Here is a 23,209-nt window from a genome sequence, read left to right as displayed (position 1 = left end):
GACCGAAAGCGAAAAAATAACCATGACTACAGGCAGTGCTCTGTACATCCCGCCTTACAAGGCAGACGACCAGGATGTGGTCGTCGAATTGAACAACCGCTTTGGCGCCGAAGCGTTCACCGCTCAGGCAACCCGCACCGGCATGCCGGTGCTGTGGGTGGCCCGCGCCAGACTGGTTGAAGTCCTGACTTTCCTGCGCAACCTGCCCAAGCCGTACGTCATGCTCTATGACCTGCACGGCGTGGACGAGCGTCTGCGCACCAAGCGTCAAGGGCTGCCGACCGGCGCCGATTTCACCGTGTTCTATCACCTCATGTCGCTGGAGCGTAATAGTGACGTGATGATCAAGGTCGCCTTGTCCGAAGGCGACCTCAGCATGCCTTCCGTCACCAGCATCTGGCCGAACGCCAACTGGTACGAGCGCGAAGTCTGGGACATGTTCGGTATCGACTTCAAAGGCCACCCGCACCTGTCGCGCATCATGATGCCGCCGACCTGGGAAGGTCACCCGCTGCGCAAGGACTTCCCGGCGCGCGCCACCGAATTCGATCCGTTCAGCCTCAACCTCGCCAAGCAGCAGCTTGAAGAGGAAGCCGCGCGTTTCCGCCCTGAAGACTGGGGCATGAAGCGTTCCGGCGCCAACGAGGACTACATGTTCCTCAACCTCGGCCCGAACCACCCGTCCGCGCACGGTGCGTTCCGCATCATCCTGCAACTGGACGGTGAAGAGATCGTCGATTGCGTTCCGGACATCGGTTACCACCACCGTGGTGCCGAGAAGATGGGCGAGCGTCAGTCCTGGCACAGCTACATTCCCTACACCGACCGCATCGACTACCTCGGCGGCGTGATGAACAACCTGCCGTACGTGCTCTCGGTCGAGAAGCTGGCCGGCATCAAGGTGCCGCAGAAGGTCGATGTCATACGCATCATGATGGCCGAGTTCTTCCGGATCACCAGCCACCTGCTGTTCCTGGGGACCTACATCCAGGACGTTGGCGCGATGACGCCGGTGTTCTTCACCTTCACCGACCGCCAGAAGGCGTACACGGTGATCGAAGCGATCACCGGTTTCCGTCTGCATCCGGCCTGGTACCGCATCGGTGGTGTTGCCCACGACCTGCCGCGCGGCTGGGAAAAGCTGGTTAAGGATTTCGTCGAGTGGATGCCCAAGCGTCTGGACGAATACACCAAGGCTGCGCTGCAGAACAGCATCCTCAAGGGGCGTACCGTCGGCGTCGCTGCCTACAACACCAAAGAAGCTCTGGAATGGGGCGTCACCGGTGCCGGCCTGCGTTCGACCGGTTGCGATTTCGACCTGCGTAAAGCGCGTCCGTACTCGGGCTACGAAAACTTCGAATTCGAAGTACCGCTGGCCGTCAACGGCGATGCCTACGACCGCTGCATGGTCCGCGTCGAAGAGATGCGCCAGAGCATCAAGATCATCGACCAGTGCATGCGCAACATGCCGGAAGGCCCGTACAAGGCGGATCACCCGCTGACCACGCCGCCGCCCAAAGAGCGCACGCTGCAGCACATCGAAACCCTGATCACGCACTTCCTGCAGGTTTCGTGGGGCCCGGTCATGCCGGCCAACGAATCCTTCCAGATGATCGAAGCGACCAAGGGCATCAACAGTTATTACCTGACGAGCGACGGCGGCACCATGAGCTACCGTACCCGGATCCGCACTCCGAGTTTCCCGCACCTGCAGCAGATCCCTTCGGTGATCAAAGGCAGCATGGTCGCGGACTTGATTGCGTACCTGGGTAGTATCGACTTCGTTATGGCCGACGTGGACCGCTAAGCATGAACAGCACGCTTATCCAGACAGACCGTTTCACCCTGAGTGAAACCGAGCGCTCGGCCATCGAGCACGAGCTGCATCACTACGAAGACCCGCGCGCGGCGTCGATCGAAGCCCTGAAGATCGTTCAGAAGGAACGCGGCTGGGTGCCGGACGGCGCCCTGTACGCAATCGGCGAGATCCTCGGCATCCCGGCCAGCGACGTTGAAGGCGTGGCGACGTTTTATAGCCAGATCTTCCGTCAACCGGTCGGCCGCCACATCATTCGCGTCTGCGACAGCATGGTCTGCTACATCGGCGGCCACGAGTCGGTGGTCAGCGAAATCCAGAACAATCTGGGCATCGGCCTGGGTCAGACCACCGCCGACGGTCGTTTCACCCTGCTGCCTGTCTGCTGCCTCGGCAACTGTGACAAGGCACCGGCGCTGATGATCGACGACGACACCTTTGGCGACGTACAGCCTGCTGGCGTGGCCAAACTGCTCGAGGGCTACGTATGACCCTGACATCTTTCGGTCCTGCCAACCGCATTCAGCGTTCGGCCGAGACTCACCCGCTGACCTGGCGTCTGCGCGATGACGGCGAAGCCGTGTGGCTCGACGAGTACCAGGCCAAGAACGGTTACGCTGCTGCGCGCAAAGCCTTCGCCGACATGGATCAGGACGCCATCGTCCAGACCGTGAAAGACGCCGGCCTCAAGGGTCGCGGCGGTGCCGGCTTCCCCACCGGCGTGAAGTGGGGCCTGATGCCCAAGGACGAATCCATCAACATCCGCTACCTGCTGTGCAACGCGGATGAAATGGAGCCGAACACCTGGAAAGACCGCATGCTGATGGAGCAACTGCCCCATCTGCTGATCGAAGGCATGCTGATCAGTGCTCGCGCGCTGAAAACCTACCGTGGCTATATCTTCCTGCGCGGCGAATACACCACCGCCGCCAAGCACCTCAACCGGGCCGTGGAAGAAGCCAAGGCCGCGGGCCTGCTGGGCAAGAACATTCTGGGCAGCGGTTTCGATTTCGAGCTGTTCGTCCACACCGGCGCCGGGCGTTACATCTGCGGAGAAGAAACCGCCCTGATCAACTCCCTCGAAGGCCGCCGCGCCAACCCGCGCTCCAAGCCGCCCTTCCCTGCCGCCGTCGGCGTGTGGGGCAAGCCGACCTGCGTGAACAACGTCGAAACCCTGTGCAACGTGCCGGCGATCATTGCCGACGGCGTTGACTGGTACAAATCGCTGGCCCGCGAAGGCTCCGAAGACATGGGCACCAAGCTCATGGGCTTCTCCGGCAAGGTCAAGAACCCGGGCCTGTGGGAACTGCCGTTCGGCGTCACCGGCCGCGAGTTGTTCGAAGACTACGCCGGCGGCATGCGCGACGGTTTCAAGCTCAAGGCCTGGCAGCCAGGGGGTGCCGGTACCGGTTTCCTCCTGCCGGAACACCTCGACGCACAGATGTATGCCGGCGGCATTGCCAAGGTCGGCACCCGTATGGGTACCGGTCTGGCGATGGCGGTGGACGACAGCGTCAACATGGTCTCGCTGCTGCGCAACATGGAGCAGTTCTTCGCGCGCGAATCCTGCGGTTTCTGCACCCCGTGCCGCGATGGCCTGCCATGGAGCGTTAAGCTCTTGATGGCCATCGAACAGGGCAAGGGTCAGCCCGGCGACATCGAGACCCTGCTGGGTCTGGTCGGTTTCCTCGGCCCAGGCAAGACCTTCTGTGCTCACGCACCGGGTGCCGTGGAGCCGTTGGGCAGTGCCATCAAATACTTCCGTCCAGAGTTCGAAGCCGGTATCGCGCCTGTCAGCGCCGCCGTCCCGCCTCTGGCAAGGCCGATCGTAGTCGGCGCGTAAACGCTTAAAAAGGCGAAGGGTCCGTGCCCTTCGCCTTTCGTCCGATGACGCCTTTCGGGGCTGACTGGATTCGGACGCATAACAAGATTCCATTAGCCACGCCCGCTGACACCGGGCCAACGAAGACCTTTGAACCATGGCCACTATCCACGTAGACGGCAAAGCGCTCGAAGTCGACGGGGCAGACAACCTGTTACAGGCATGTCTGTCGCTGGGCCTCGACATTCCATATTTCTGCTGGCACCCCGCACTTGGTAGCGTCGGGGCCTGCCGCCAGTGCGCGGTCAAGCAGTACACCGACGAAAACGACACCCGTGGTCGCATCGTTATGTCCTGCATGACGCCTGCCACCGACAACACCTGGATCTCCATCGACGATGAAGAATCCAAGGCGTTCCGCGCCAGCGTTGTCGAATGGCTGATGACCAACCACCCGCACGACTGCCCGGTGTGCGAGGAAGGTGGCCACTGCCACCTGCAAGACATGACCGTGATGACCGGCCACAACGAGCGCCGTTATCGCTTCAGCAAACGCACCCACCAGAACCAGCAACTGGGCCCGTTCATTTCCCACGAAATGAACCGCTGCATCGCCTGTTACCGCTGCGTGCGTTTCTACAAGGACTACGCCGGCGGCACCGACCTCGGTGTATTCGGCGCCCACGACAACGTGTACTTCGGTCGCGTTGAAGACGGCACCCTCGAAAGCGAGTTCTCCGGCAACCTCACCGAGGTCTGCCCGACCGGTGTGTTCACCGACAAGACCCACTCCGAGCGCTACAACCGTAAATGGGACATGCAGTTCGCCCCGAGCATCTGCCATGGCTGCTCGAGCGGCTGCAACATCTCGCCGGGCGAGCGTTACGGTGAACTGCGTCGCATCGAAAACCGTTTCAACGGTTCGGTGAACCAGTACTTCCTCTGCGACCGTGGCCGTTTCGGTTATGGCTACGTCAACCGCACCGATCGCCCACGTCAGCCGCTGCTGGCCGACGGCACCAGGCTGAGCCTGGACGACGCGCTGGATAAAGCCGCCGACCTGCTGCGCGGCCGCAACATCGTCGGTATCGGTTCGCCGCGTGCCAGCCTCGAAAGCAACTACGCGTTGCGCGAACTGGTCGGCGCCGAGCACTTCTACTCGGGTATCGAAGCGTCCGAGCTGGAGCGCATCCGTCTGGTTCTGCAGGTGCTCAAAGACAGCCCGCTGCCTGTGCCGAACATGCGCGACATCGAAGATCACGACGCAATCTTCGTCCTCGGCGAAGACCTGACCCAGACCGCCGCGCGTATGGCGCTGGCCCTGCGCCAATCGGTCAAGGGCAAGGCTGAAGACATGGCTGAAGCCATGCGCGTCCAGCCCTGGCTCGACGCCGCTGTGAAGAACATCGGTCAGCACGCGCTGAATCCGCTGTTCATCGCCAGCCTCGCTGAAACCAAGCTCGACGACGTCGCCGAAGAATGCGTACACGCCGCTCCCGATGATCTGGCACGCATCGGTTTCGCCGTTGCTCACGCGCTGGATGCCAGCGCTCCGGCCGTTGAAGGCCTGGACGCTGAAGCGCTGGAACTGGCCCAGCGCATCGCCGACGCCCTGCTCGCGGCCAAGCGTCCGCTGATCATCGCCGGCACTTCGCTCGGTTCGAAAGCGCTGATCGAAGCCGCGGCGAACATCGCCAAAGCCTTGAAGCTGCGCGAGAAGAACGGTTCGATCAGCCTGATCGTGCCGGAAGCCAACAGCCTCGGTCTGGCCATGCTCGGTGGCGAATCGGTCGACGCCGCGCTGCAAGCGGTCATCGATGGCCAGGCTGATGCGATCGTCGTGCTGGAAAACGATCTGTACACCCGCACCGCCAAAGCCAAGGTCGACGCTGCACTGAACGCCGCGAAAGTGGTGATCGTTGCCGACCATCAGAAAACCGCCACCACCGATCGCGCGCAACTGGTTCTGCCAGCGGCAAGCTTCGCCGAAGGCGACGGTACGCTGGTCAGCCAGGAAGGCCGCGCCCAGCGCTTCTTCCAGGTTTTCGATCCGCAATATCTGGACGCGAGCATCCTCGTTCACGAAGGCTGGCGCTGGCTGCATGCCCTGCGTGCGACCCTGCTGAACCAGCCGATCGACTGGACGCAACTCGACCACGTCACCGCTGCCGTGGCTTCGAACACCGAACAGCTGGCGCGTATCGTCGATGCCGCGCCGTCGGCGGCGTTCCGCATCAAGGGTCTGAAACTGGCGCGTGAGCCGCTGCGTTATTCCGGTCGCACCGCGATGCGCGCCGACATCAGCGTCCACGAACCACGCATGCCGCAAGACCACGACACCGCGTTCGCCTTCTCCATGGAAGGTTACTCGGGCTCTGCCGAACCGCGTCAGCAGGTGCCGTTTGCCTGGTCGCCGGGCTGGAACTCGCCACAAGCGTGGAACAAGTTCCAGGACGAAGTCGGTGGTCACCTGCGCGCTGGCGATCCGGGCACCCGCCTGATCGAAAGCACTGGCGACTCGCTGAACTGGTTCGCCGCTGCGCCGCGCGCCTTCAACCCGGCGCCGGGCACCTGGCAAGCCGTGCCGTTCTTCCACCTGTTCGGCAGCGAGGAAAACTCTTCGAAAGCCGCCCCGGTGCAAGAGCGCATTCCGGCCCCTTACGTGGCACTGGCGAAATCCGAAGCGGATCGTCTGGGCGTCAACGACGGAGCCCTGCTGAGCCTGAACGTGGCCGGCCAGACCCTGCGTCTGCCGCTGCGCATCAATGAAGAACTGGGCGCCGGTCTGGTGGCATTGCCTGCGGGCATCGCCGGCATTCCACCGGCATTCGCCGGCGTGTCCGTCGACGGTCTGCAGGAGGCAGCGCAATGACCTGGTTCACCCCTGAAGTGATCGATGTGATCCTGACGGTCATCAAAGCCATCGTGATCCTGCTGGCCGTGGTGGTCGCAGGCGCCTTGCTGAGCTTTGTCGAACGTCGTCTGCTGGGCTGGTGGCAGGACCGTTACGGTCCGAACCGCGTTGGCCCGTTCGGCATGTTCCAGATCGCCGCCGACATGCTCAAGATGTTCTTCAAGGAAGACTGGACCCCGCCGTTTGCCGACAAGGTGATCTTCACCCTGGCACCGGTGGTCGCCATGTCGGCCCTGCTGATCGCCTTCGCGATCATCCCGATCACCCCGACCTGGGGCGTAGCGGATCTGAACATCGGCCTGCTGTTCTTCTTCGCCATGGCCGGTCTGTCGGTCTATGCAGTGCTGTTCGCCGGCTGGTCGAGCAACAACAAATTCGCCCTTTTGGGCAGCCTGCGTGCTTCGGCACAGACCGTGTCCTACGAAGTGTTCATGGGCCTGGCCCTGATGGGCATCGTGGTTCAGGTCGGCTCGTTCAACATGCGCGACATCGTCGAGTACCAGGCGCAGAACCTGTGGTTCATCATTCCGCAGTTCTTCGGCTTCTGTACCTTCTTCATCGCTGGCGTCGCCGTGACTCACCGTCACCCGTTCGACCAGCCGGAAGCGGAACAGGAACTGGCTGACGGTTACCACATTGAATACGCCGGTATGAAATGGGGCATGTTCTTCGTCGGTGAATACATCGGCATCATCCTGATCTCGGCGCTGCTGGTCACCCTGTTCTTCGGTGGCTGGCACGGTCCGTTCGGCATCCTGCCGCAACTGTCCTTCGTCTGGTTCGCACTGAAGACCGCGTTCTTCATCATGCTGTTCATCCTGCTGCGCGCTTCCATCCCGCGTCCGCGTTATGACCAGGTGATGGATTTCAGCTGGAAATTCTGCCTGCCACTGACCCTGATCAATTTGCTGGTGACCGCTGCGGTTGTGTTGTTGAACACGCCTGCGGTTGCGGTTCAGTGAGGATTTGACCCATGTTCAAATATATTGGCGACATCGTTAAGGGTACCGGTACCCAGTTGCGCAGCCTGGTCATGGTCTTCGGCCATGGCTTTCGCAAGCGTGACACCCTGCAATATCCGGAAGAACAGGTCTACCTGCCGCCGCGTTACCGTGGCCGCATCGTCCTGACCCGCGACCCCGATGGCGAAGAACGCTGCGTAGCCTGCAACCTGTGCGCCGTGGCGTGCCCGGTGGGTTGCATCTCGCTGCAGAAAGCTGAAACCGAAGACGGTCGCTGGTACCCGGACTTCTTCCGTATCAACTTCTCGCGCTGCATTTTCTGCGGTCTCTGCGAGGAAGCCTGCCCGACCACCGCAATCCAGCTGACCCCGGATTTCGAGATGGCCGAGTTCAAACGTCAGGACCTGGTGTACGAGAAAGAAGATCTGCTGATCTCCGGCCCCGGCAAAAACCCTGATTACAACTTCTATCGTGTTGCAGGTATGGCAATCGCTGGCAAGCCGAAAGGCGCTGCGCAGAACGAAGCCGAACCGATCAACGTGAAGAGCTTGCTGCCTTAAGGAAGAACGATGGAATTCGCTTTCTATTTCGCATCGGGTATCGCGGTGGTGTCCACGCTTCGTGTGGTCACCAACACCAACCCTGTGCACGCCCTGCTCTACCTGATCATCTCGCTGATCGCCGTGGCCATGACGTTTTTCGCGCTCGGCGCACCGTTTGCCGGTGTGCTGGAAGTGATCGCCTACGCCGGCGCCATCATGGTGCTGTTCGTGTTCGTGGTGATGATGCTGAACCTGGGCCCGGCCTCGGTGCAGCAGGAACGCACCTGGCTCAAGCCCGGCATCTGGGCAGGGCCGGTGATTCTTGCCGGTCTGCTGCTGGCCGAACTGCTGTATGTGCTGTTCGCTCACCAGAGCGGTCAGGCCATCGGCCACACCACCGTAGACGCCAAGGCCGTGGGCATCAGCCTGTTCGGCCCGTACCTGCTGGTGGTCGAACTCGCCTCGATGCTGCTGCTCGCCGCAGCCGTCACGGCGTTCCATTTGGGCCGTAACGAGGCGAAGGAGTAAGACATGCCTGCTATCCCTCTCGAACATGGTTTAGCCGTAGCCGGCATCCTGTTCTGCCTTGGTCTGGTCGGCCTGATGGTCCGCCGCAACATTTTGTTCGTGTTGATGAGTCTGGAAGTGATGATGAACGCCTCTGCCCTGGCCTTCATCGTTGCGGGCGCCCGCTGGGCGCAGCCGGATGGACAGATCATGTTCATCCTGGTGATCAGCCTGGCAGCCGCCGAGGCCAGTATTGGCCTGGCGATCCTGCTGCAACTGTATCGCCGCTTCCACACGCTCGATATCGACGCTGCCAGTGAGATGCGCGGATGAACCTGATCTTTCTGACTTTCGTATTTCCTCTCATCGGTTTCCTGCTGCTGTCGTTCTCCCGTGGACGCTGGTCGGAAAACCTCTCGGCGCTGGTCGGCGTGGGATCCATTGGCTTGTCGGCGATTGTCACCGCCTACGTCATCTGGCAATTCAACGTCGCGCCTCCCGAAGGCGGTCACTACACCCTGGTGCTGTGGCAGTGGATGGCGGTAGAAGGCTTCAAGCCTGATTTCGCCCTGTACGTCGACGGCCTGTCGATCACCATGCTCGGCGTGGTGGTCGGCGTCGGTTTCCTGATCCACCTGTTCGCGTCCTGGTACATGCGCGGCGAAGCGGGCTATTCGCGCTTCTTCTCGTACACCAACCTGTTTATCGCCAGCATGCTGTTCCTGGTGCTCGGCGATAACCTGTTGTTCCTGTACTTCGGCTGGGAAGGCGTGGGCCTGTGCTCGTACCTGTTGATCGGTTTCTACTACAGCAACCGCAACAACGGTAACGCCGCACTCAAGGCCTTCATCGTGACCCGGATCGGTGACGTGTTCATGGCCATCGGCCTGTTCATCCTGTTCCAGCAAGTGGGCACGTTGAACATCCAGGAACTGCTGGTGCTGGCGCCGCAGAAATTCCAGGTCGGCGACTTCTGGATCACCCTGGCCACCCTGATGCTGCTGGGTGGTGCGGTCGGCAAATCGGCACAACTGCCGCTGCAAACCTGGCTCGCCGATGCGATGGCCGGCCCTACCCCGGTGTCGGCACTGATTCACGCTGCGACCATGGTAACCGCCGGTGTCTACCTGATCGCCCGTACCCACGGTCTGTTCACCCTGGCGCCGGACATCCTGCACCTGGTCGGGATCGTCGGTGGTGTGACGCTGGTGCTCGCTGGTTTCGCCGCTCTGGTGCAAACCGACATCAAACGCATCCTCGCCTACTCGACCATGAGCCAGATCGGCTACATGTTCCTGGCGCTGGGCGTTGGCGCCTGGGAAGGCGCGATCTTCCACCTGATGACCCACGCCTTCTTCAAGGCCCTGCTGTTCCTTGCTTCCGGTGCGGTGATCGTTGCCTGCCACCACGAGCAGAACATCTTCAAGATGGGCGGTCTGTGGAAGAAACTGCCACTGGCCTACACCAGCTTCATCGTTGGTGGTGCTGCACTGGCCGCGCTGCCACTGGTTACCGCAGGCTTCTACTCCAAGGACGAAATCCTTTGGGAAGCGTTCGCCAGCGGCAACCAGGGTCTGCTGTACGCCGGTCTGGTTGGTGCGTTCATGACCTCGCTGTACACCTTCCGCCTGATCTTCATCACGTTCCACGGTGAAGCCAAGACCGAAGCCCACGCCGGCCACGGCATCGCACACTGGCTGCCCCTGTCGGTGCTGATCGTGCTGTCGACTTTTGTCGGCGCGATGATCGTGCCGCCACTGCACGGCGTCCTGCCGGAAAGCATCGGGCATGCCGGTGGCGAAGCCAAGCACAGTCTGGAAATCGCCTCGGGCGCCATCGCTCTGGCCGGTATCCTGCTGGCGGCCCTGCTGTTTCTCGGCAAGCGTCGTTTCGTCACGGCGATCGCCAACAGCGGCATCGGCCGTTTCCTTTCGGCCTGGTGGTTCGCTGCCTGGGGCTTCGACTGGATCTACGACAAACTGTTCGTCAAGCCGTACCTTGCGATCAGCCATGTACTGCGCAAAGACCCGCTCGACCAGACCATCGGTCTGATCCCGCGTATGGCCAAGGGTGGTCACACTGCCCTGAGCCGTACCGAGACCGGTCAACTGCGTTGGTATGCCGCCTCGATGGCTGCTGGTGCCGTGCTGGTAATCGGCGCCATCGTGCTGGTAGCGGTCTGATATGAACCTTGCGAATTTGCGAAAGGAAACGAGCCCGTCATGATTCTGCCCTGGCTAATCCTGATCCCCTTCATCGGCGGCCTGCTGTGCTGGATGGGTGAGCGCTTCGGCGCTACCCTCCCGCGCTGGATTGCGCTGTTGACCATGACCCTGGAACTCGCCCTCGGCCTCTGGCTGTGGGCCCACGGTGACTATTCATTTGCACCGGCGCCGGGCGCCGATCCGACCTGGGCGCTTGAGTTCAAGCATGTCTGGATCCAGCGTTTCGGCATCAATGTGCATCTGGCTCTCGACGGCCTGTCGCTGTTGATGATCCTGCTGACCGGTCTGCTGGGTATCCTCTCGGTACTGTGCTCGTGGAAAGAGATTCAACGTCACGTTGGGTTCTTCCACTTGAACCTGATGTGGATCCTGGGCGGTGTCGTCGGCGTGTTCCTCGCCCTCGACCTGTTCATGTTCTTCTTCTTCTGGGAAATGATGCTGGTGCCGATGTATTTCCTCATCGCGCTCTGGGGTCACAGTTCTTCGGACGGCAAGAAAACCCGCATCTACGCAGCGACCAAGTTCTTCATCTTCACGCAGGCTTCCGGCCTGATCATGCTGGTGGCGATCCTCGGTCTGGTGCTGGTCAACTTCAACAACACTGGCGTGATTACTTTCAACTACGCCGACCTGTTGAAAACCAAGATGTCGATGACCACCGAGTACATTCTGATGCTCGGCTTCTTCATCGCCTTCGCGGTCAAGCTGCCCGTGGTGCCGTTCCACTCGTGGTTGCCTGATGCTCACGCCCAGGCGCCGACGGCCGGTTCCGTCGACCTCGCCGGTATCCTGCTGAAAACTGCGGCCTACGGCCTGCTGCGTTTCGCCCTGCCGCTGTTCCCGAATGCCTCGGCCGAGTTTGCGCCGATCGCCATGACCCTCGGTCTGATCGGGATTTTCTACGGTGCATTCCTGGCCTTCGCCCAAACCGACATCAAGCGTCTGATCGCCTTCTCCTCCGTTTCCCACATGGGTTTCGTGTTGATCGGCATCTACTCCGGCAGCCAACTGGCCCTGCAGGGCGCAGTGATCCAGATGCTCGCGCACGGTCTGTCGGCGGCGGCACTGTTTATCCTCAGCGGTCAGTTGTACGAGCGTTTGCACACTCGGGACATGCGTGAGATGGGCGGCCTGTGGTCGCGTATTGCGTACCTGCCGGCGATCAGCCTGTTCTTCGCGGCGGCGTCGCTGGGTCTGCCGGGTACCGGTAACTTTGTCGGCGAGTTCCTGATCCTGATCGGCTCTTTCGCCAGCGCTCCATGGGTCACGGCAATTGCCACCTCCGGTCTGGTGTTCGGCTCGGTGTATTCGCTGATCATGATCCACCGTGCCTACTTCGGCCCGTCGAAATCCGACGCGGTGCTGCACGGTATGGATGCGCGGGAACTGATCATGGTGCTGGGCCTTGCGGTGCTGCTGATTTACCTCGGCGTCTATCCGCAACCGTTCCTCGACACCTCTGCCGCCACGATGCATGGCGTGCAGCAGTGGCTCGGCACCGCCTTCACTCAACTCGCTTCGGCCCGGTAAGAGCGCTATGGAATTCACGATTCAACACTTTATTGCGCTTGCGCCACTGTTGATCACCAGCCTCACCATTATCGTGGTGATGCTGGCAATCGCCTGGCGCCGCAACCACTCGCAGACCTTCCTGATCTCGGTCGCTGGTCTGAACCTGGCCTTGCTGTCGATCCTGCCGGCGTTGAAAGTCGCGCCGCTGGCCGTGACCCCGTTGCTGCAGATCGACACCTTCGCTTGCCTTTACATGGCGCTGATCCTGGTCGCCACCCTCGCCTGCGTCACCCTCGCCCACGCCTACCTGGGTGATGGCGGTTCGGGCTACCCGGGCAACCGCGAAGAACTCTACCTGCTGATCCTGATGGCCGCCGCCGGTGGTCTGGTGCTGGTCAGCGCGCAGCACCTGGCCGGTTTGTTCATTGGTCTGGAACTGCTCTCGGTACCGGTCTACGGTCTGGTGGCTTACGCCTTCTTCAACAAGCGTTCGCTGGAAGCCGGCATCAAATACATGGTGCTATCGGCCGCCGGTTCTGCGTTCCTGTTGTTCGGTATGGCGCTGCTGTACGCCGACTCGGGTTCGCTGAGCTTCGTCGGTATCGGTCAGGCGCTGGCCGCGACTGGCCTGCCTAGCTCGCTGGCACAACTGGGCCTGGGCATGATGCTGATCGGTCTGGCGTTCAAGCTGTCGCTGGTACCGTTCCACCTGTGGACGCCGGACGTTTACGAAGGTGCGCCGGCCCCGGTGGCGGCGTTCCTCGCCACGGCTTCGAAGGTGGCGGTGTTTGCGGTGATGGTGCGTCTGTTCCAGATTTCCCCTGCCGCCAGCAGCGGTGTGCTGAGCGACGTGCTCAGTGTCATCGCCGTCGCTTCGATCCTGTTCGGTAACCTGCTGGCCCTGACCCAGAGCAACCTCAAGCGTCTGCTCGGCTACTCGTCCATCGCGCACTTCGGCTACCTGCTGATCGCGCTGGTGGCGAGCAAGGGCCTGGCGGTGGAAGCCATTGGCGTGTACTTGGTCACCTACGTGATCACCAGCCTCGGCGCCTTCGGCGTGATCACCCTGATGTCCTCGCCGTACAATGGCCGTGACGCTGACGCCCTGTACGAGTATCGCGGCCTGTTCTGGCGCCGTCCGTACCTGACCGCCGTGCTGACCGTAATGATGCTGTCGCTGGCCGGTATCCCGCTGACCGCAGGCTTCATTGGCAAGTTCTACATCATTGCCAGCGGTGTCGAATCGCACCAATGGTGGCTGGTCGGTGCGCTGGTGCTGGGCAGCGCCATCGGCGTGTTCTACTACCTGCGCGTGATGGTCACCCTGTACCTGATCGAGCCGAACCTGCGGCGCCACGACGCCCAATTGCACTGGGAACAGAAGGCAGGCGGCGTCATGCTGCTGGCCATCGCCCTGGTCGCGTTCTTCCTGGGTGTCTATCCGCAGCCATTGCTGGTGCTGGTACAGCAGGCCGGTCTGGCGGGCTGATTGCTCTGTTAGAACTGGAAACAAAAAAACGGCACCTTCGGGTGTCGTTTTTTTTGCCTGGGCTTTTTGCGCAGCCAAGCGACGCGTCTGGCTTGGCTGACGGCGTTAGGGGCTTTTTCCGACACGCCAGTTACGACGTCTCCCCTCCCCTCTATCGAACCTTCTCACCCCACCTGTTGACGCTTCCTACAGGTGTTTTTGCGACCGGAGTCTAGCGTTGAATAAGCAGCGAACAGGATGGCTTGGAGGCCTTGACCGATTCGCTTTTTGAAGTCAACACTATACGTAGGCAGCGTACAAAACATGGATGCTCTTTTTATCGAACTTCCTGCGTTTCAGAAGCACCGCGACGATTACCTCGACGAAGACCTCTTTCTCAGCTTCCAGCTGGAATTGCTGAAAAACCCAGAAGCAGGCGATCTCATCGAAGAAACCGGAGGGCTCCGAAAAATCCGCTTCTGCGACCAACGCAGAGGCAAAGGCAAGCGCAGCGGATTACGCATCATTTATTACTGGTGGTCAGGCTTCGATCAGTTCTGGCTGTTCACCGTCTACAGCAAAAGTGATCAAGACGACCTGACACCCGCGCAGAGAAAACTGTTCAGGCAAACGCTGGATCGAGAACTCAACACGAGAACCCCACTATGAAACGTGACATTTTTTCCGAACTGATGGATGGCCTGGACGCCCTGGCCGATGAGCGTCAAGGCAAAATCACGCTGCGCACCCACAAGGTCCAGTTGCCCAAACTGGTGCCGATCACCGCCGAAGAAGTGGTCGCCATCCGTCAACAGCTCAACCTCTCCCGATCGGTGTTTGCGATGTATCTGCGCACCAACACCCGCACGCTCGAAAACTGGGAGCAGGGACGCGCTACGCCCAATGCCCAGGCGACGACACTGATTCGTCTGGTCGAACGCTTTCCACAGACGATGGAACAGTTGGCGGCTCTGAGCTGATATTCGGCATGACACACCTGAAAGAAATAAAAACGCCTTTTCTCTGGCGAGAAAAGGCGTTGGCGATATCCGGGACACCAAGGATTGTCAGACGGTACTTCCGTCATAGCGGTTGAGAATGGAAAGCCTGGCGTTTTGCCCTTCTGTGTAATAAACATAGAACTGACCGTCAGATCGAGTATTCCCGGACGACGGCGGCCTCCCGTTATACGTGGCTGTCACCAAAACGCCGGCGGCAGCCTGCCCCGTGAACGTCGACTCCGCAAGAATTCCGTACTTCATGTTACCCGGCGGAAATGCCAACTCTTCGGGTCCGAACCTTTGAGCTATCTGGACTTTGTTATGCCCTAGGGACATGGCTAATTTCAAAGAATCGAAATCCCACGCCGGCACCCTCAACCACGCTGAAAAGCTGCCGGCCTGAGTGCTATTTTCGCAATCCAGCAACCAGTTCGCGCCCTCGACACCCAGAATTTGCGCAGTGCTCGGGCTTACCGTTACGCCTAGATCGAGTGCTTCTGCGCTCAATTCAAACGTCACCTTCTGCCCCAGGAACTGACTGTCAGGTTTTGCCTTCACGTTAATGATGTGCGCCGCACCCAGGCAGGGATAAGCCGGGTCGCCCCCGAAAGTTTGCGTAACCGAATCGAGATCGATCTCCACATCGTCTGTCATATTTCCGCCTTCAACGCGACCCGGCAACTGCCAGCCTGGCAGTAGCGCGCTGACTACGCTCAAACCGAAAACACCGGTGCTGCACTCCTTCGTTGAGATATCCCAGCGAATAGATGCTCCCGGCATAATCGTCTGAGGTGTTCCCAGATCCGGCACGAAGGTCAGACCACGTTCCGAGGCGTCCCAAAAATCCTGCAGGATCACGGTAGTACCGATCAAAGTACTGTTGTCGTTCGCCTTCAGCTCCAGCTTATAGGGCAGGTTCCTTCGCAGCAGCATCAGATCGCTTACCGCCAGATCAACCCGCTCGCCGTCCAGATAAAGCCCGGCCTCCTTGGCCCATTCGTCATGCAGCGCGGTCATTACTTCGTAGCGGGCGGTCATCACCACATCGTCGTTCTGCCGGGTAATATCAGCCAGAACTTCACTTTTTCCGACGGTGGCAGGTGTGTATCGGTATTGCGTCCAACCCTGCACGTCGGTTTCCGTACTGGCCAGTATTTCCTCCTCACCGTTGAGACGCCATTCCACTGTGATGCCTTGGGCGGCTTCTGCAATGACACCATCAACCACTTGGACTCTCAACAATACGCTCTGACCAGTGCCCATCACCGGCGTACCAATGACCGGGGCGGCATCGCCAATCGCGTACTTGGAGTCGACGACATAGAAAGCTAGAGGCTCAGTCCATTCGGAACAGTCGCCGTCGACTCTCTGCTGTGCCCGCACACTATAGGAAGCAACAGGCCACTCCTCTTTTGCCTTCCAACGCCAATCTACCGAACCCGCGACGCTACCAAAGGGTGTCTCGGCTTCATTCGCATGGCACAGAACGATCTCTCCCCCGGTTTCGCCTTTACCTCGGATCTGCGGTTTACGCAAAGTGTTGCCGCCCGGCGAAGGCACTAAAAATATCGGGGGTTCTGGCGGTGGTTTTACCGTAAACGAATGGCCAGCACTCCAATCGGAACCGGGTCCGTCCAATGCTTGCATGACTTGGAGGTCGATTTCGCCTGGCTCCAGAGGATTAATTACGGTGAAGACGAGATTGCCGCTGGCGTCCGCGATGTTTTCGTACAACACATCGCTATCTTTGAGACGCACGGAAATTAACGCACCTTGCAGGCCGGCGATTTTGATGGTCGGGTATCGAGAGGTCCTGCCACCCCTTTGCGGCACAAGAATCACGGGGCTTTCAGGCTTCTCCCCAACCTCAACGGTGAAGGTGCAGAGGTCGCTGTAGTCAGAGTCCATACCGTTTACTGTTTGTATAACCTTGACCGTATTTTCACCCGGCCCCCAATCCGACTGAGGCGTGAAAACGCAACCAGTGCCGTTCACAGCAAAATCGCCAAGCACATTGTCGTCGATTTCTGTGAACATTTGCAGGGTGACGGTGCCGGTCGCGACGCCGGTAATGGTCAGTACCTGATTACTGGCAGCCGGGTCAGGTGGCGGCACGATGACTGGCTTCGATGGCTTCACGCTCACGGTAACCAGATCGCTTGGATCGGAAACCACACCATTAACGGTCTGCACGACCTTGACTTGCGTTGTACCCGCCGCCCAGTTCGCTGTCGGCGTGAAAGTGCGCGTGCTGCCACTGCCGGTGAAACTGCCAATCACCGGTGCATCTCGCTCCGTAGACATTTGCAGCATGACAACACCTGCCACGACGCCGGTAATGGTTAGTGCCTGTATTGCTGAGGCTGGGCTGGGTGGCGGTGTGATGGCTGGTCTGGATGGCTTCGCTGAGAAGGAGATGTGATCGCTCGGATCCGAACCCATTAAGTCTATGATTTGAACAACCTTTACACGATTGATGCCTGGAGCCCAGTCCAAGGTTGGCGTAAAAGTACGTGTGCTTCCACTGCCAGTGGAATCGCCAGCCACCGTTACGTCTTTCTCTGTATACAGGCGCAGGATGACGTTCCCTGCCACGACGCCAGTAATGGTCAGCGCTTGATTCGGCATGGACGGATCAGGCGGCAAAGTGATGGCCGGTTTGGATGGCTTCACTCTGATTGAAACAAGATTGCTCCAATATGAAGGCATGCCACCCACGAATTGACGGGCCTTGAGACCGGTGGCTCCTGCTGGCCAGTCCGAAGTTGGCGTAAAACTAGCGTAGACACCGCCCATGAAATGACCTTCCACCGGATCGCCTTCCTCAGTGGCGACTTGCACCGTGGCAAATGCCATGAGCCGGGTAAAAGTGAGTTTCTGTCTTGCTGCAGCCGGTATGGGGGGATATTCGATGGTAAGTTTGTCTGGTCTCGCTCCAATGTACTCAATATCGCTCGGATCCGAGGCCACGCCATCTACCGTTTGAACGGCTTTTACCCCGGTGCCTGCTACCCAGTTCGAAGCTGGCATGAAAGTACGTGTGCTTCCCCTGCCAGTGAAATAGCCACCGACCGTTGCGTCATTCTGATTGTACAAGTTCAGCATGTCGTTGCCTGTTACAACGCCGGTAATGGTCAGCTCCTGTTTGGGCTCGGCCGGGCTGGGTGGCGGAGTAATAACCAGTCTGGGTGGTTTAACTACAATGGAAACAAGATCGCTCGGATCCGAATCTACACCACCTACGCTTTGAACGACCTTGACCCGGCCTGCGACCCAGTCGGCTGCTGGAGTGAAATTGCGTGTGCTGCCACTGCCGCTGAAATTGCCATCCACCGGTTCGTCTTCCTCGGTGGATATTTTCAGTGTGACGTTACCTGCCACGACACCGGTAATGGTGAGTATCTGTCTTGCTGGACCCGGATTGGCCGGCGGTGTAATGGCGGGTCTGGATGGCTTCACTTCGATGGAAACAAAATCGCTCGGATCCGAAGTCACGCCATTTACGGTTTGAACGACGTTGACCGGGGTTGTGCCTGCATCCCATCGCGAGCTTGGTGTAAAACTGCGTATGTTTCCACCACCTATGAAAGCGCCATCCACCAGTGAGTCATCCTCGGTGTACATTTGCAGCGGGATGTTACCTGCCACGACACCGGTTACCTCCAGTGCCTGCATGACCGAGGCCGGGCTGGGGGGCGGTGTGATGACTGGTCTGGACGGTTTCACTGGAATAAAAACAAGATTGCTCGGATTCGAAGGCACACCATCCAAGAATTGAACGACCTTGACCCGAATGCCTGCAGCCCAGTCGTAGGTTGGTGTGAAAGTGCGAGTTGCACCACTGCCAGTGAAACCGCCTTCAACCGGTGTGCCTTCTTCAGTAGACAATTGCAGTGTAACGTTACCTGTCACGACGCCGGTAATGGTCAGTATCTGTCTTGCTGAGGCAGGACTGGGTGGCGCAGGTATGCCGGGTATGGATGGCCTTACTCCAATGGATACAAGATCGCTCGGGTCTGAAGCCAAGCCACCTACGGTTTGAACGACCTTGACCCAATTGAGGCCTGCTGCCCAGTTCGTGGTTGGCGTAAAAGTGCGCATGTTGCCGCTACCAGTGGAACTGCCAACCACTGGTGCGTCTAGATCGGTGGACATTTGCAGCGTGACGTTGCCTGCCACGACGCCGGTAATGGTCAGCGCCTGTTTGACCGCAGCCGGGTACGGCGGCGTGTTGATGGTTGGTTTGGGCGGTTTAGGTTGCGGCACGTACAAGTTGTAGCATTCCGCCCAATCACTCCAGATCCAGGCCTGTTTGTACCTGACTCTGAAATTGAAGTAGGCATTAAAGCGATCAAAAGCAATATCGGGTACCCAGTGCTCCAACTTTATCCACTCATCCTCTGAACCATGATGGTCAGTTGCTTCACCCCAACATTCGATTTTCCAACTATCAGCCAGTGCAGGGGCTAGAGCTACGATATTGAACCCGAAAGGCGAGACTGTTGTATTACCCCAAGGTGACAGGATTACCGGTGCTGACCAAAGCCCATTCGGCTGTAGTTCGTTTTTATCATCCATCCCTACCGCTCCCATTCTGCCGGTGCAACTACCGGCCTCGTTGACACGACTTTTAACTCCACCTGACGCTTACGAACACCTGTCAACTCTGACAGTCCTGACGAACGGTCGAACACTTGATACGTTAACGATCGTCTTTTTTTATTACGAAAAGATCTAAAAAACAGATACATACCTGTCAGGTCTGACAGGTTACGCCGCGTTATTTAATCGCTACCTTGATCCCTGCTAGGCATTTCCGGATGCCTCCCCTTTTTGGCAGGAGATCCAACGTCATGGCCGACACTCCCTCACTGATAACCGCCCTCATCAAATTCGAAGCCCCACCAAAAAACAGCCGCGCAAGCTTCGCCACAGCCATGCAGAAAATGGGCTTCACTTCAGTCTTCGATATCGTGCGCCTGCCCAAGGCGGCATTCGCCCGTCAGCTTGCCCGGTACAGCGATGCCAATGCTGACTTGGCTTACGACAACGCGATGGGATACGCGGCATTGATTGCGCGTTTGTATCGTGAATACAAAACCTCTTCAGGGACAGTTCAGCAGTTGGCCCAACGCAATGGCCTTCGCGCACTGGTGCCGTCGGGTCCGACTTTTCAAGCGCAGTTCAAAGAGAACTGGGACGAGTACTGTGAAGGGGGGGCTATTGCCGACGCGACCGGGCCTGTCGCTTATTTATCTGCACTGAGGATATTTGCCAGCCAGCTGGAAGATACCAGTACCGACACCATGCGCCTCTTGATGGACAAGCGCCGTCCTGATTTGAAGGACCTGTTGATCACTCACGAGAGCACGTTCACTCCGAGGCCGATGCTGGACATCGTCAACGACGTATTGGAGCGTCAGTTACGCGCCTGGCTGGATCGCAACCCTGCCGACAAAGTTCGTTCTATCCACGAGGTCCTGGCCGATCGGCGCTATCCATTCGAATTGCCTTACAACTTTTATCACCACCAATGCCGTTTGGGCCTTGACGATAAAAAGCCTCAGCTGGGGGAATTGAATTACCTGGCCAGCCTGTTGCTTCCGATCAAACAGGCAGCAGCCAACGATTACGGGCAGATACAGCAACTGCCGTCACAGGCGCAACGGCTGCTGTGCGGGTTGAGTCCACAACAACAGCAATTGCTGATCGAACGCTCGGTATTCAGCGATTTTTATCTGACCCGCAGTGATCTGATCGATGGCTGGCAAAGCCCCCTCACTGCCTACCTGCGGCCGCATACCACACTGACCAGATGTTATTTGTTGCTATCGGGGCAGGCAGATATCGTGACTGTTACCCCGTTGGCGGACACGCCAACCGATACAGATGGCGCTAAAACCGCAGTGTCGCTGACCTTTCGCAACGACGCCGGGACCCAGCTCGCCAGTATCGATCTGAGCTCCAACGTCTCGGCCCCGCCAGGGACTGGATGGCTGGTGAATCGTCTGCACGCTGCCGGTAACTTCATCATCGCTCATTTCAAGGCGACGTCGCTGCCGACGCCCACTGAGCCGGGATTCACTGCCAGATGCGAACTGATCACCGTCACCGGAACCGCGGCCGAACCGGTCCTTCTGGCCAGGCAGCGCTTCGCCCTGACACTGGATGACCGATACAGCCTGACAAGCACAGAGCAGGACTTTCTCAGAAGAAGCTACGGTATCCAAGCCACCAGCGATTCGACCGTGTGGCAATTGACCCTGATGAGCCACTTCATGCATCGCACTGGCTTGAATGCGAAACAAGTCGAGCAACTTGTGGCTCGCCGCAGGTTCGAGGTGCGCGTGTCGCCGAGTTGCCCAGACCTGCAGCCAGCCCGCAACGTCGGTGCGCAACGGCGAACCGACAAGGTATCGGAGTTTTCCTATCCAGATCGCTACGGCGCCTGTTACGTCAATGGCACCGGACCCGGCACCGAGCTGTACGAACGTGAACAGGAAACGTCTCCCGAGAAAGTCCTGCACGATGACTCGGACAACGCCATCGGGCTGGAGCAGACAGCGTCGGCGGACAGCACACAATGGCGCCTGACCAAAGTTTCGCTGGACCGTCTCGATCGCCTGCAGCGAATGGCCCGTCTGCATCGCTGGACCGGCATTTCCTTCGCCCATCTCGACACCTTGGTCATCAGCGCCATACGTGCCGAAGGCGAAACCAACCTGGGCATGGAATTCAACGAAAATACCCTGCGTGCGCTAGGTGTCTATCGCTTCCTCAACCATCACTACTCCATAGAACCTGAACAATTCGCTGCGCTGATGCACGACCTCAGCCCCTATGCCAGTGGCAAGGACCAGGTGCCGTTATTGGATCAGGTGTTCAATCGCGTCCAGTTGTTCGACACACCGCTGATTCTCGATCAAAGCGTTATCGATCTGGCATCCGGCGACGCCGCCACGCTGAAAACCGTGCTGCAGTTGTGCGCTGGTCTGAAAGTGCAGCCGACCGAAGATTCATTCTTGTTGATTGCCGCGCAAACCAACGACCATTTGGGCTCACTGCGCCGCGACTTGCCGACTATCTCTTCGCTCTACCGTCAGACATTGGTGGCGCAGCTATTTGGCCACTCGGTGGCCGAGGTGCTGACATTGGCGAAACTGCTGGGAGGCAAAGCGTTCCTGACTGCGTTGGTCGGCGGCCGTTTAAGTGCCAGGACGGAAAAGCCAGCACCCGACATCCTCGATGTACTGATGATTTTGCACTGGGCGTTTGACTGGCTCAAGCAGAGCCAGCAAACCGTTGATCGCTTGCAGCAGCGCTTGGGGCCGCCCGCTCTGCTGCGTGCCGATACACCGGAGGATGCTCGCCGCACCCGCTTAACTGAAGAGACATTGTCTGACGATCTGCGCGCGCGACTGGTGAAATTACAGGGCGACACACGCCAAAACCTGATCACCAGAGAACAAGTCGCAGCATTGGGACTTCCGCCCAGAAATGGCGACTCTGGGGGTGAAATCAATTGGTTCAAGTTACTCGATGATCACGACTTGATCAGTTCCGAAGGACTGATAGCTGGCCTGGACAAGCCTTTGACGCTGATGGACGAACCAATCGGCTGGCTGGAGACTGGAGTTGCGTCATTGCTCGAGCACCTGATTCTGCAGCCCGAAGTCAAAGCCGCATGCGCTGCGAAACTCATCGAGTTGCTGCTCCGCGCCCATGACCATCAGAGCCAACTGCTCGAAGGCCTGTTCCAGGAAACCGCGCAACTCCCGGCAGATCGCTGCAAAGCGGTCATTCATTGGGCACACTCTTCGATTTACAGCATTTTGCTCGCAGCCCTGGAGGACACGCTGGAGGTAGAACTCATCGAGCATTTCCAGCGCGTATCGCGCCACGCGCAAATCATCGTAGAACTGCGGTTGAGCAATAGCGCTTTACGCGCGTTTGTCGTCAACCCGGCCTGGCTCGGTGGTGCGCAATACACCGACAGCAACAGCGAACCGGCACTCTGCGACCTCTACCTGCTCGAGCGCTTCAGTCATTGGTTCCATAGCCAGAGCCAACCGGAGGACAGCCTGCTGAGCTACTTCACTTGTGCCAACCCACCCAAGGTACAACTGAAGAACAAGGCTTTGCGCCAGCTCGCCAGCGAAACCGCCAATGCGGCGCTGGCCTGCCTGTTGGAATGGTCGGAGGCGGAAATCAGCACACTGACCGACATTCTGCCCGACAAACGCGCCAGTTCCATGGCTCACGTGGATTGGGTACGGCGCTGCCAGGCTGCCTGCCAGGCCAGCGGTTTGTCCGCTACCGCGCTGCTGCAAGCCACCGATCTGACCGACACCAGCTCGCTGGAGGACTGGAAAGCCGTGGGTCAAGCGGTCATGGCCACTCACTCCGCCGCCGCTGCCGCAATGGCCAATGACTAAGGAAC

Annotated in this window: 14 protein-coding genes and 1 pseudogene; 14 read left to right on the top strand and 1 reads right to left on the bottom strand. The window is 59.2% G+C overall.

Annotation, left to right across the window (positions count from 1 at the left end; all coding sequences use genetic code 11):
• Positions 1–22 precede the first annotated feature (22 nt).
• The 13 genes and pseudogenes from nuoC (at position 23) to J3P75_RS10525 (ending at position 14,748) form a co-directional block, all read left to right on the top strand.
• A complete protein-coding gene (gene nuoC / locus J3P75_RS10585) occupies positions 23–1,807 on the top strand; it encodes an NADH-quinone oxidoreductase subunit C/D (RefSeq protein WP_056788887.1) in 1,785 nt (594 codons plus the stop codon).
• 2 nt (positions 1,808–1,809) lie between these two features.
• Positions 1,810–2,307 (top strand): NADH-quinone oxidoreductase subunit NuoE, encoded by a 498-nt coding sequence (nuoE, locus tag J3P75_RS10580; protein WP_003223804.1) that lies wholly within the window; start codon positions 1,810–1,812, stop codon positions 2,305–2,307.
• Positions 2,304–3,659 (top strand): NADH-quinone oxidoreductase subunit NuoF, encoded by a 1,356-nt coding sequence (gene nuoF / locus J3P75_RS10575; RefSeq protein ID WP_064363636.1) that lies wholly within the window; start codon positions 2,304–2,306, stop codon positions 3,657–3,659. Before nuoE ends, nuoF begins: the two co-directional genes overlap by 4 nt.
• Before the next feature lie 136 nt (positions 3,660–3,795).
• A complete protein-coding gene (nuoG, locus tag J3P75_RS10570) occupies positions 3,796–6,510 on the top strand; it encodes an NADH-quinone oxidoreductase subunit NuoG (RefSeq protein ID WP_434710285.1) in 2,715 nt (904 codons plus the stop codon).
• A complete protein-coding gene (gene nuoH / locus J3P75_RS10565; protein WP_039763316.1) occupies positions 6,507–7,514 on the top strand; it encodes an NADH-quinone oxidoreductase subunit NuoH in 1,008 nt (335 codons plus the stop codon). Before nuoG ends, nuoH begins: the two co-directional genes overlap by 4 nt.
• A gap of 11 nt (positions 7,515–7,525) precedes the next feature.
• On the top strand, positions 7,526–8,074 hold the full coding sequence (gene nuoI, locus J3P75_RS10560) for an NADH-quinone oxidoreductase subunit NuoI (RefSeq protein WP_016775283.1): 549 nt from the start codon (positions 7,526–7,528) through the stop codon (positions 8,072–8,074).
• Positions 8,075–8,083: 9 nt separating this feature from the next.
• Positions 8,084–8,584 (top strand): NADH-quinone oxidoreductase subunit J, encoded by a 501-nt coding sequence (gene nuoJ / locus J3P75_RS10555; RefSeq protein WP_090284375.1) that lies wholly within the window; start codon positions 8,084–8,086, stop codon positions 8,582–8,584.
• Between the two features lie 3 nt (positions 8,585–8,587).
• Positions 8,588–8,896: an NADH-quinone oxidoreductase subunit NuoK gene (gene nuoK, locus J3P75_RS10550; protein ID WP_003180046.1), complete on the top strand. Its 309-nt coding sequence runs from the start codon at positions 8,588–8,590 to the stop codon at positions 8,894–8,896.
• Positions 8,893–10,746, top strand: coding sequence for an NADH-quinone oxidoreductase subunit L (nuoL, locus tag J3P75_RS10545; RefSeq protein ID WP_434710283.1), 1,854 nt, complete (start codon positions 8,893–8,895; stop codon positions 10,744–10,746). The genes nuoK and nuoL overlap by 4 nt, the downstream gene beginning before the upstream one ends.
• A 39-nt stretch (positions 10,747–10,785) precedes the next feature.
• Positions 10,786–12,318: an NADH-quinone oxidoreductase subunit M gene (gene nuoM, locus J3P75_RS10540; RefSeq protein WP_203418622.1), complete on the top strand. Its 1,533-nt coding sequence runs from the start codon at positions 10,786–10,788 to the stop codon at positions 12,316–12,318.
• Between the two features lie 7 nt (positions 12,319–12,325).
• Positions 12,326–13,789, top strand: a complete 1,464-nt coding sequence (gene nuoN / locus J3P75_RS10535; protein ID WP_394508313.1) for an NADH-quinone oxidoreductase subunit NuoN — start codon at positions 12,326–12,328, stop codon at positions 13,787–13,789.
• Positions 13,790–14,092: 303 nt separating this feature from the next.
• A pseudogene (locus J3P75_RS10530) lies at positions 14,093–14,444 on the top strand (toxin).
• Positions 14,434–14,748 carry a helix-turn-helix domain-containing protein gene (locus J3P75_RS10525; protein WP_434597146.1) on the top strand — a complete coding sequence of 105 codons (315 nt, stop codon included), beginning with the start codon at positions 14,434–14,436 and terminating at the stop codon, positions 14,746–14,748. The pseudogene J3P75_RS10530 and the gene J3P75_RS10525 overlap by 11 nt, the downstream one beginning before the upstream one ends.
• An 87-nt stretch (positions 14,749–14,835) precedes the next feature.
• Here the strand turns inward: J3P75_RS10525 and J3P75_RS10520 are convergent, their stop codons facing one another.
• On the bottom strand, positions 14,836–19,347 hold the full coding sequence (locus J3P75_RS10520) for a hypothetical protein (protein WP_434710280.1): 4,512 nt from the start codon (positions 19,345–19,347) through the stop codon (positions 14,836–14,838).
• Between the two features lie 218 nt (positions 19,348–19,565).
• Between J3P75_RS10520 and J3P75_RS10515 the strand changes: the two genes are divergently transcribed.
• Positions 19,566–23,204 (top strand): Tc toxin subunit A, encoded by a 3,639-nt coding sequence (locus tag J3P75_RS10515; protein WP_434710278.1) that lies wholly within the window; start codon positions 19,566–19,568, stop codon positions 23,202–23,204.
• Positions 23,205–23,209 lie beyond the last annotated feature (5 nt).

It is taken from the genome of Pseudomonas sp. R1-1, assembly GCF_051132135.1.
In the GTDB taxonomy this organism is placed as follows: domain Bacteria; phylum Pseudomonadota; class Gammaproteobacteria; order Pseudomonadales; family Pseudomonadaceae; genus Aquipseudomonas.
Note: the sequence above shows the minus strand (reverse complement) of the source record. Positions and strands in the feature narration are given on the sequence as shown.

Bases quoted from the DNA above. Each gene is read 5' to 3' on its own strand.
- nuoJ (WP_090284375.1), top strand. From the start codon at position 8,084: ATGGAATTCGCTTTCTATTTCGCATCGGGTATCGCGGTGGTGTCCACG.
- nuoL (WP_434710283.1), top strand. From the start codon at position 8,893: ATGAACCTGATCTTTCTGACTTTCGTATTTCCTCTCATCGGTTTCCTG.
- nuoG (WP_434710285.1), top strand. From the start codon at position 3,796: ATGGCCACTATCCACGTAGACGGCAAAGCGCTCGAAGTCGACGGGGCA.
- nuoK (WP_003180046.1), top strand. From the start codon at position 8,588: ATGCCTGCTATCCCTCTCGAACATGGTTTAGCCGTAGCCGGCATCCTG.
- nuoN (WP_394508313.1), top strand. From the start codon at position 12,326: ATGGAATTCACGATTCAACACTTTATTGCGCTTGCGCCACTGTTGATC.
- nuoH (WP_039763316.1), top strand. From the start codon at position 6,507: ATGACCTGGTTCACCCCTGAAGTGATCGATGTGATCCTGACGGTCATC.
- nuoF (WP_064363636.1), top strand. From the start codon at position 2,304: ATGACCCTGACATCTTTCGGTCCTGCCAACCGCATTCAGCGTTCGGCC.
- nuoI (WP_016775283.1), top strand. From the start codon at position 7,526: ATGTTCAAATATATTGGCGACATCGTTAAGGGTACCGGTACCCAGTTG.
- J3P75_RS10525 (WP_434597146.1), top strand. From the start codon at position 14,434: ATGAAACGTGACATTTTTTCCGAACTGATGGATGGCCTGGACGCCCTG.
- nuoM (WP_203418622.1), top strand. From the start codon at position 10,786: ATGATTCTGCCCTGGCTAATCCTGATCCCCTTCATCGGCGGCCTGCTG.
- J3P75_RS10520 (WP_434710280.1), bottom strand. From the start codon at position 19,347: ATGGATGATAAAAACGAACTACAGCCGAATGGGCTTTGGTCAGCACCG.
- nuoE (WP_003223804.1), top strand. From the start codon at position 1,810: ATGAACAGCACGCTTATCCAGACAGACCGTTTCACCCTGAGTGAAACC.
- nuoC (WP_056788887.1), top strand. From the start codon at position 23: ATGACTACAGGCAGTGCTCTGTACATCCCGCCTTACAAGGCAGACGAC.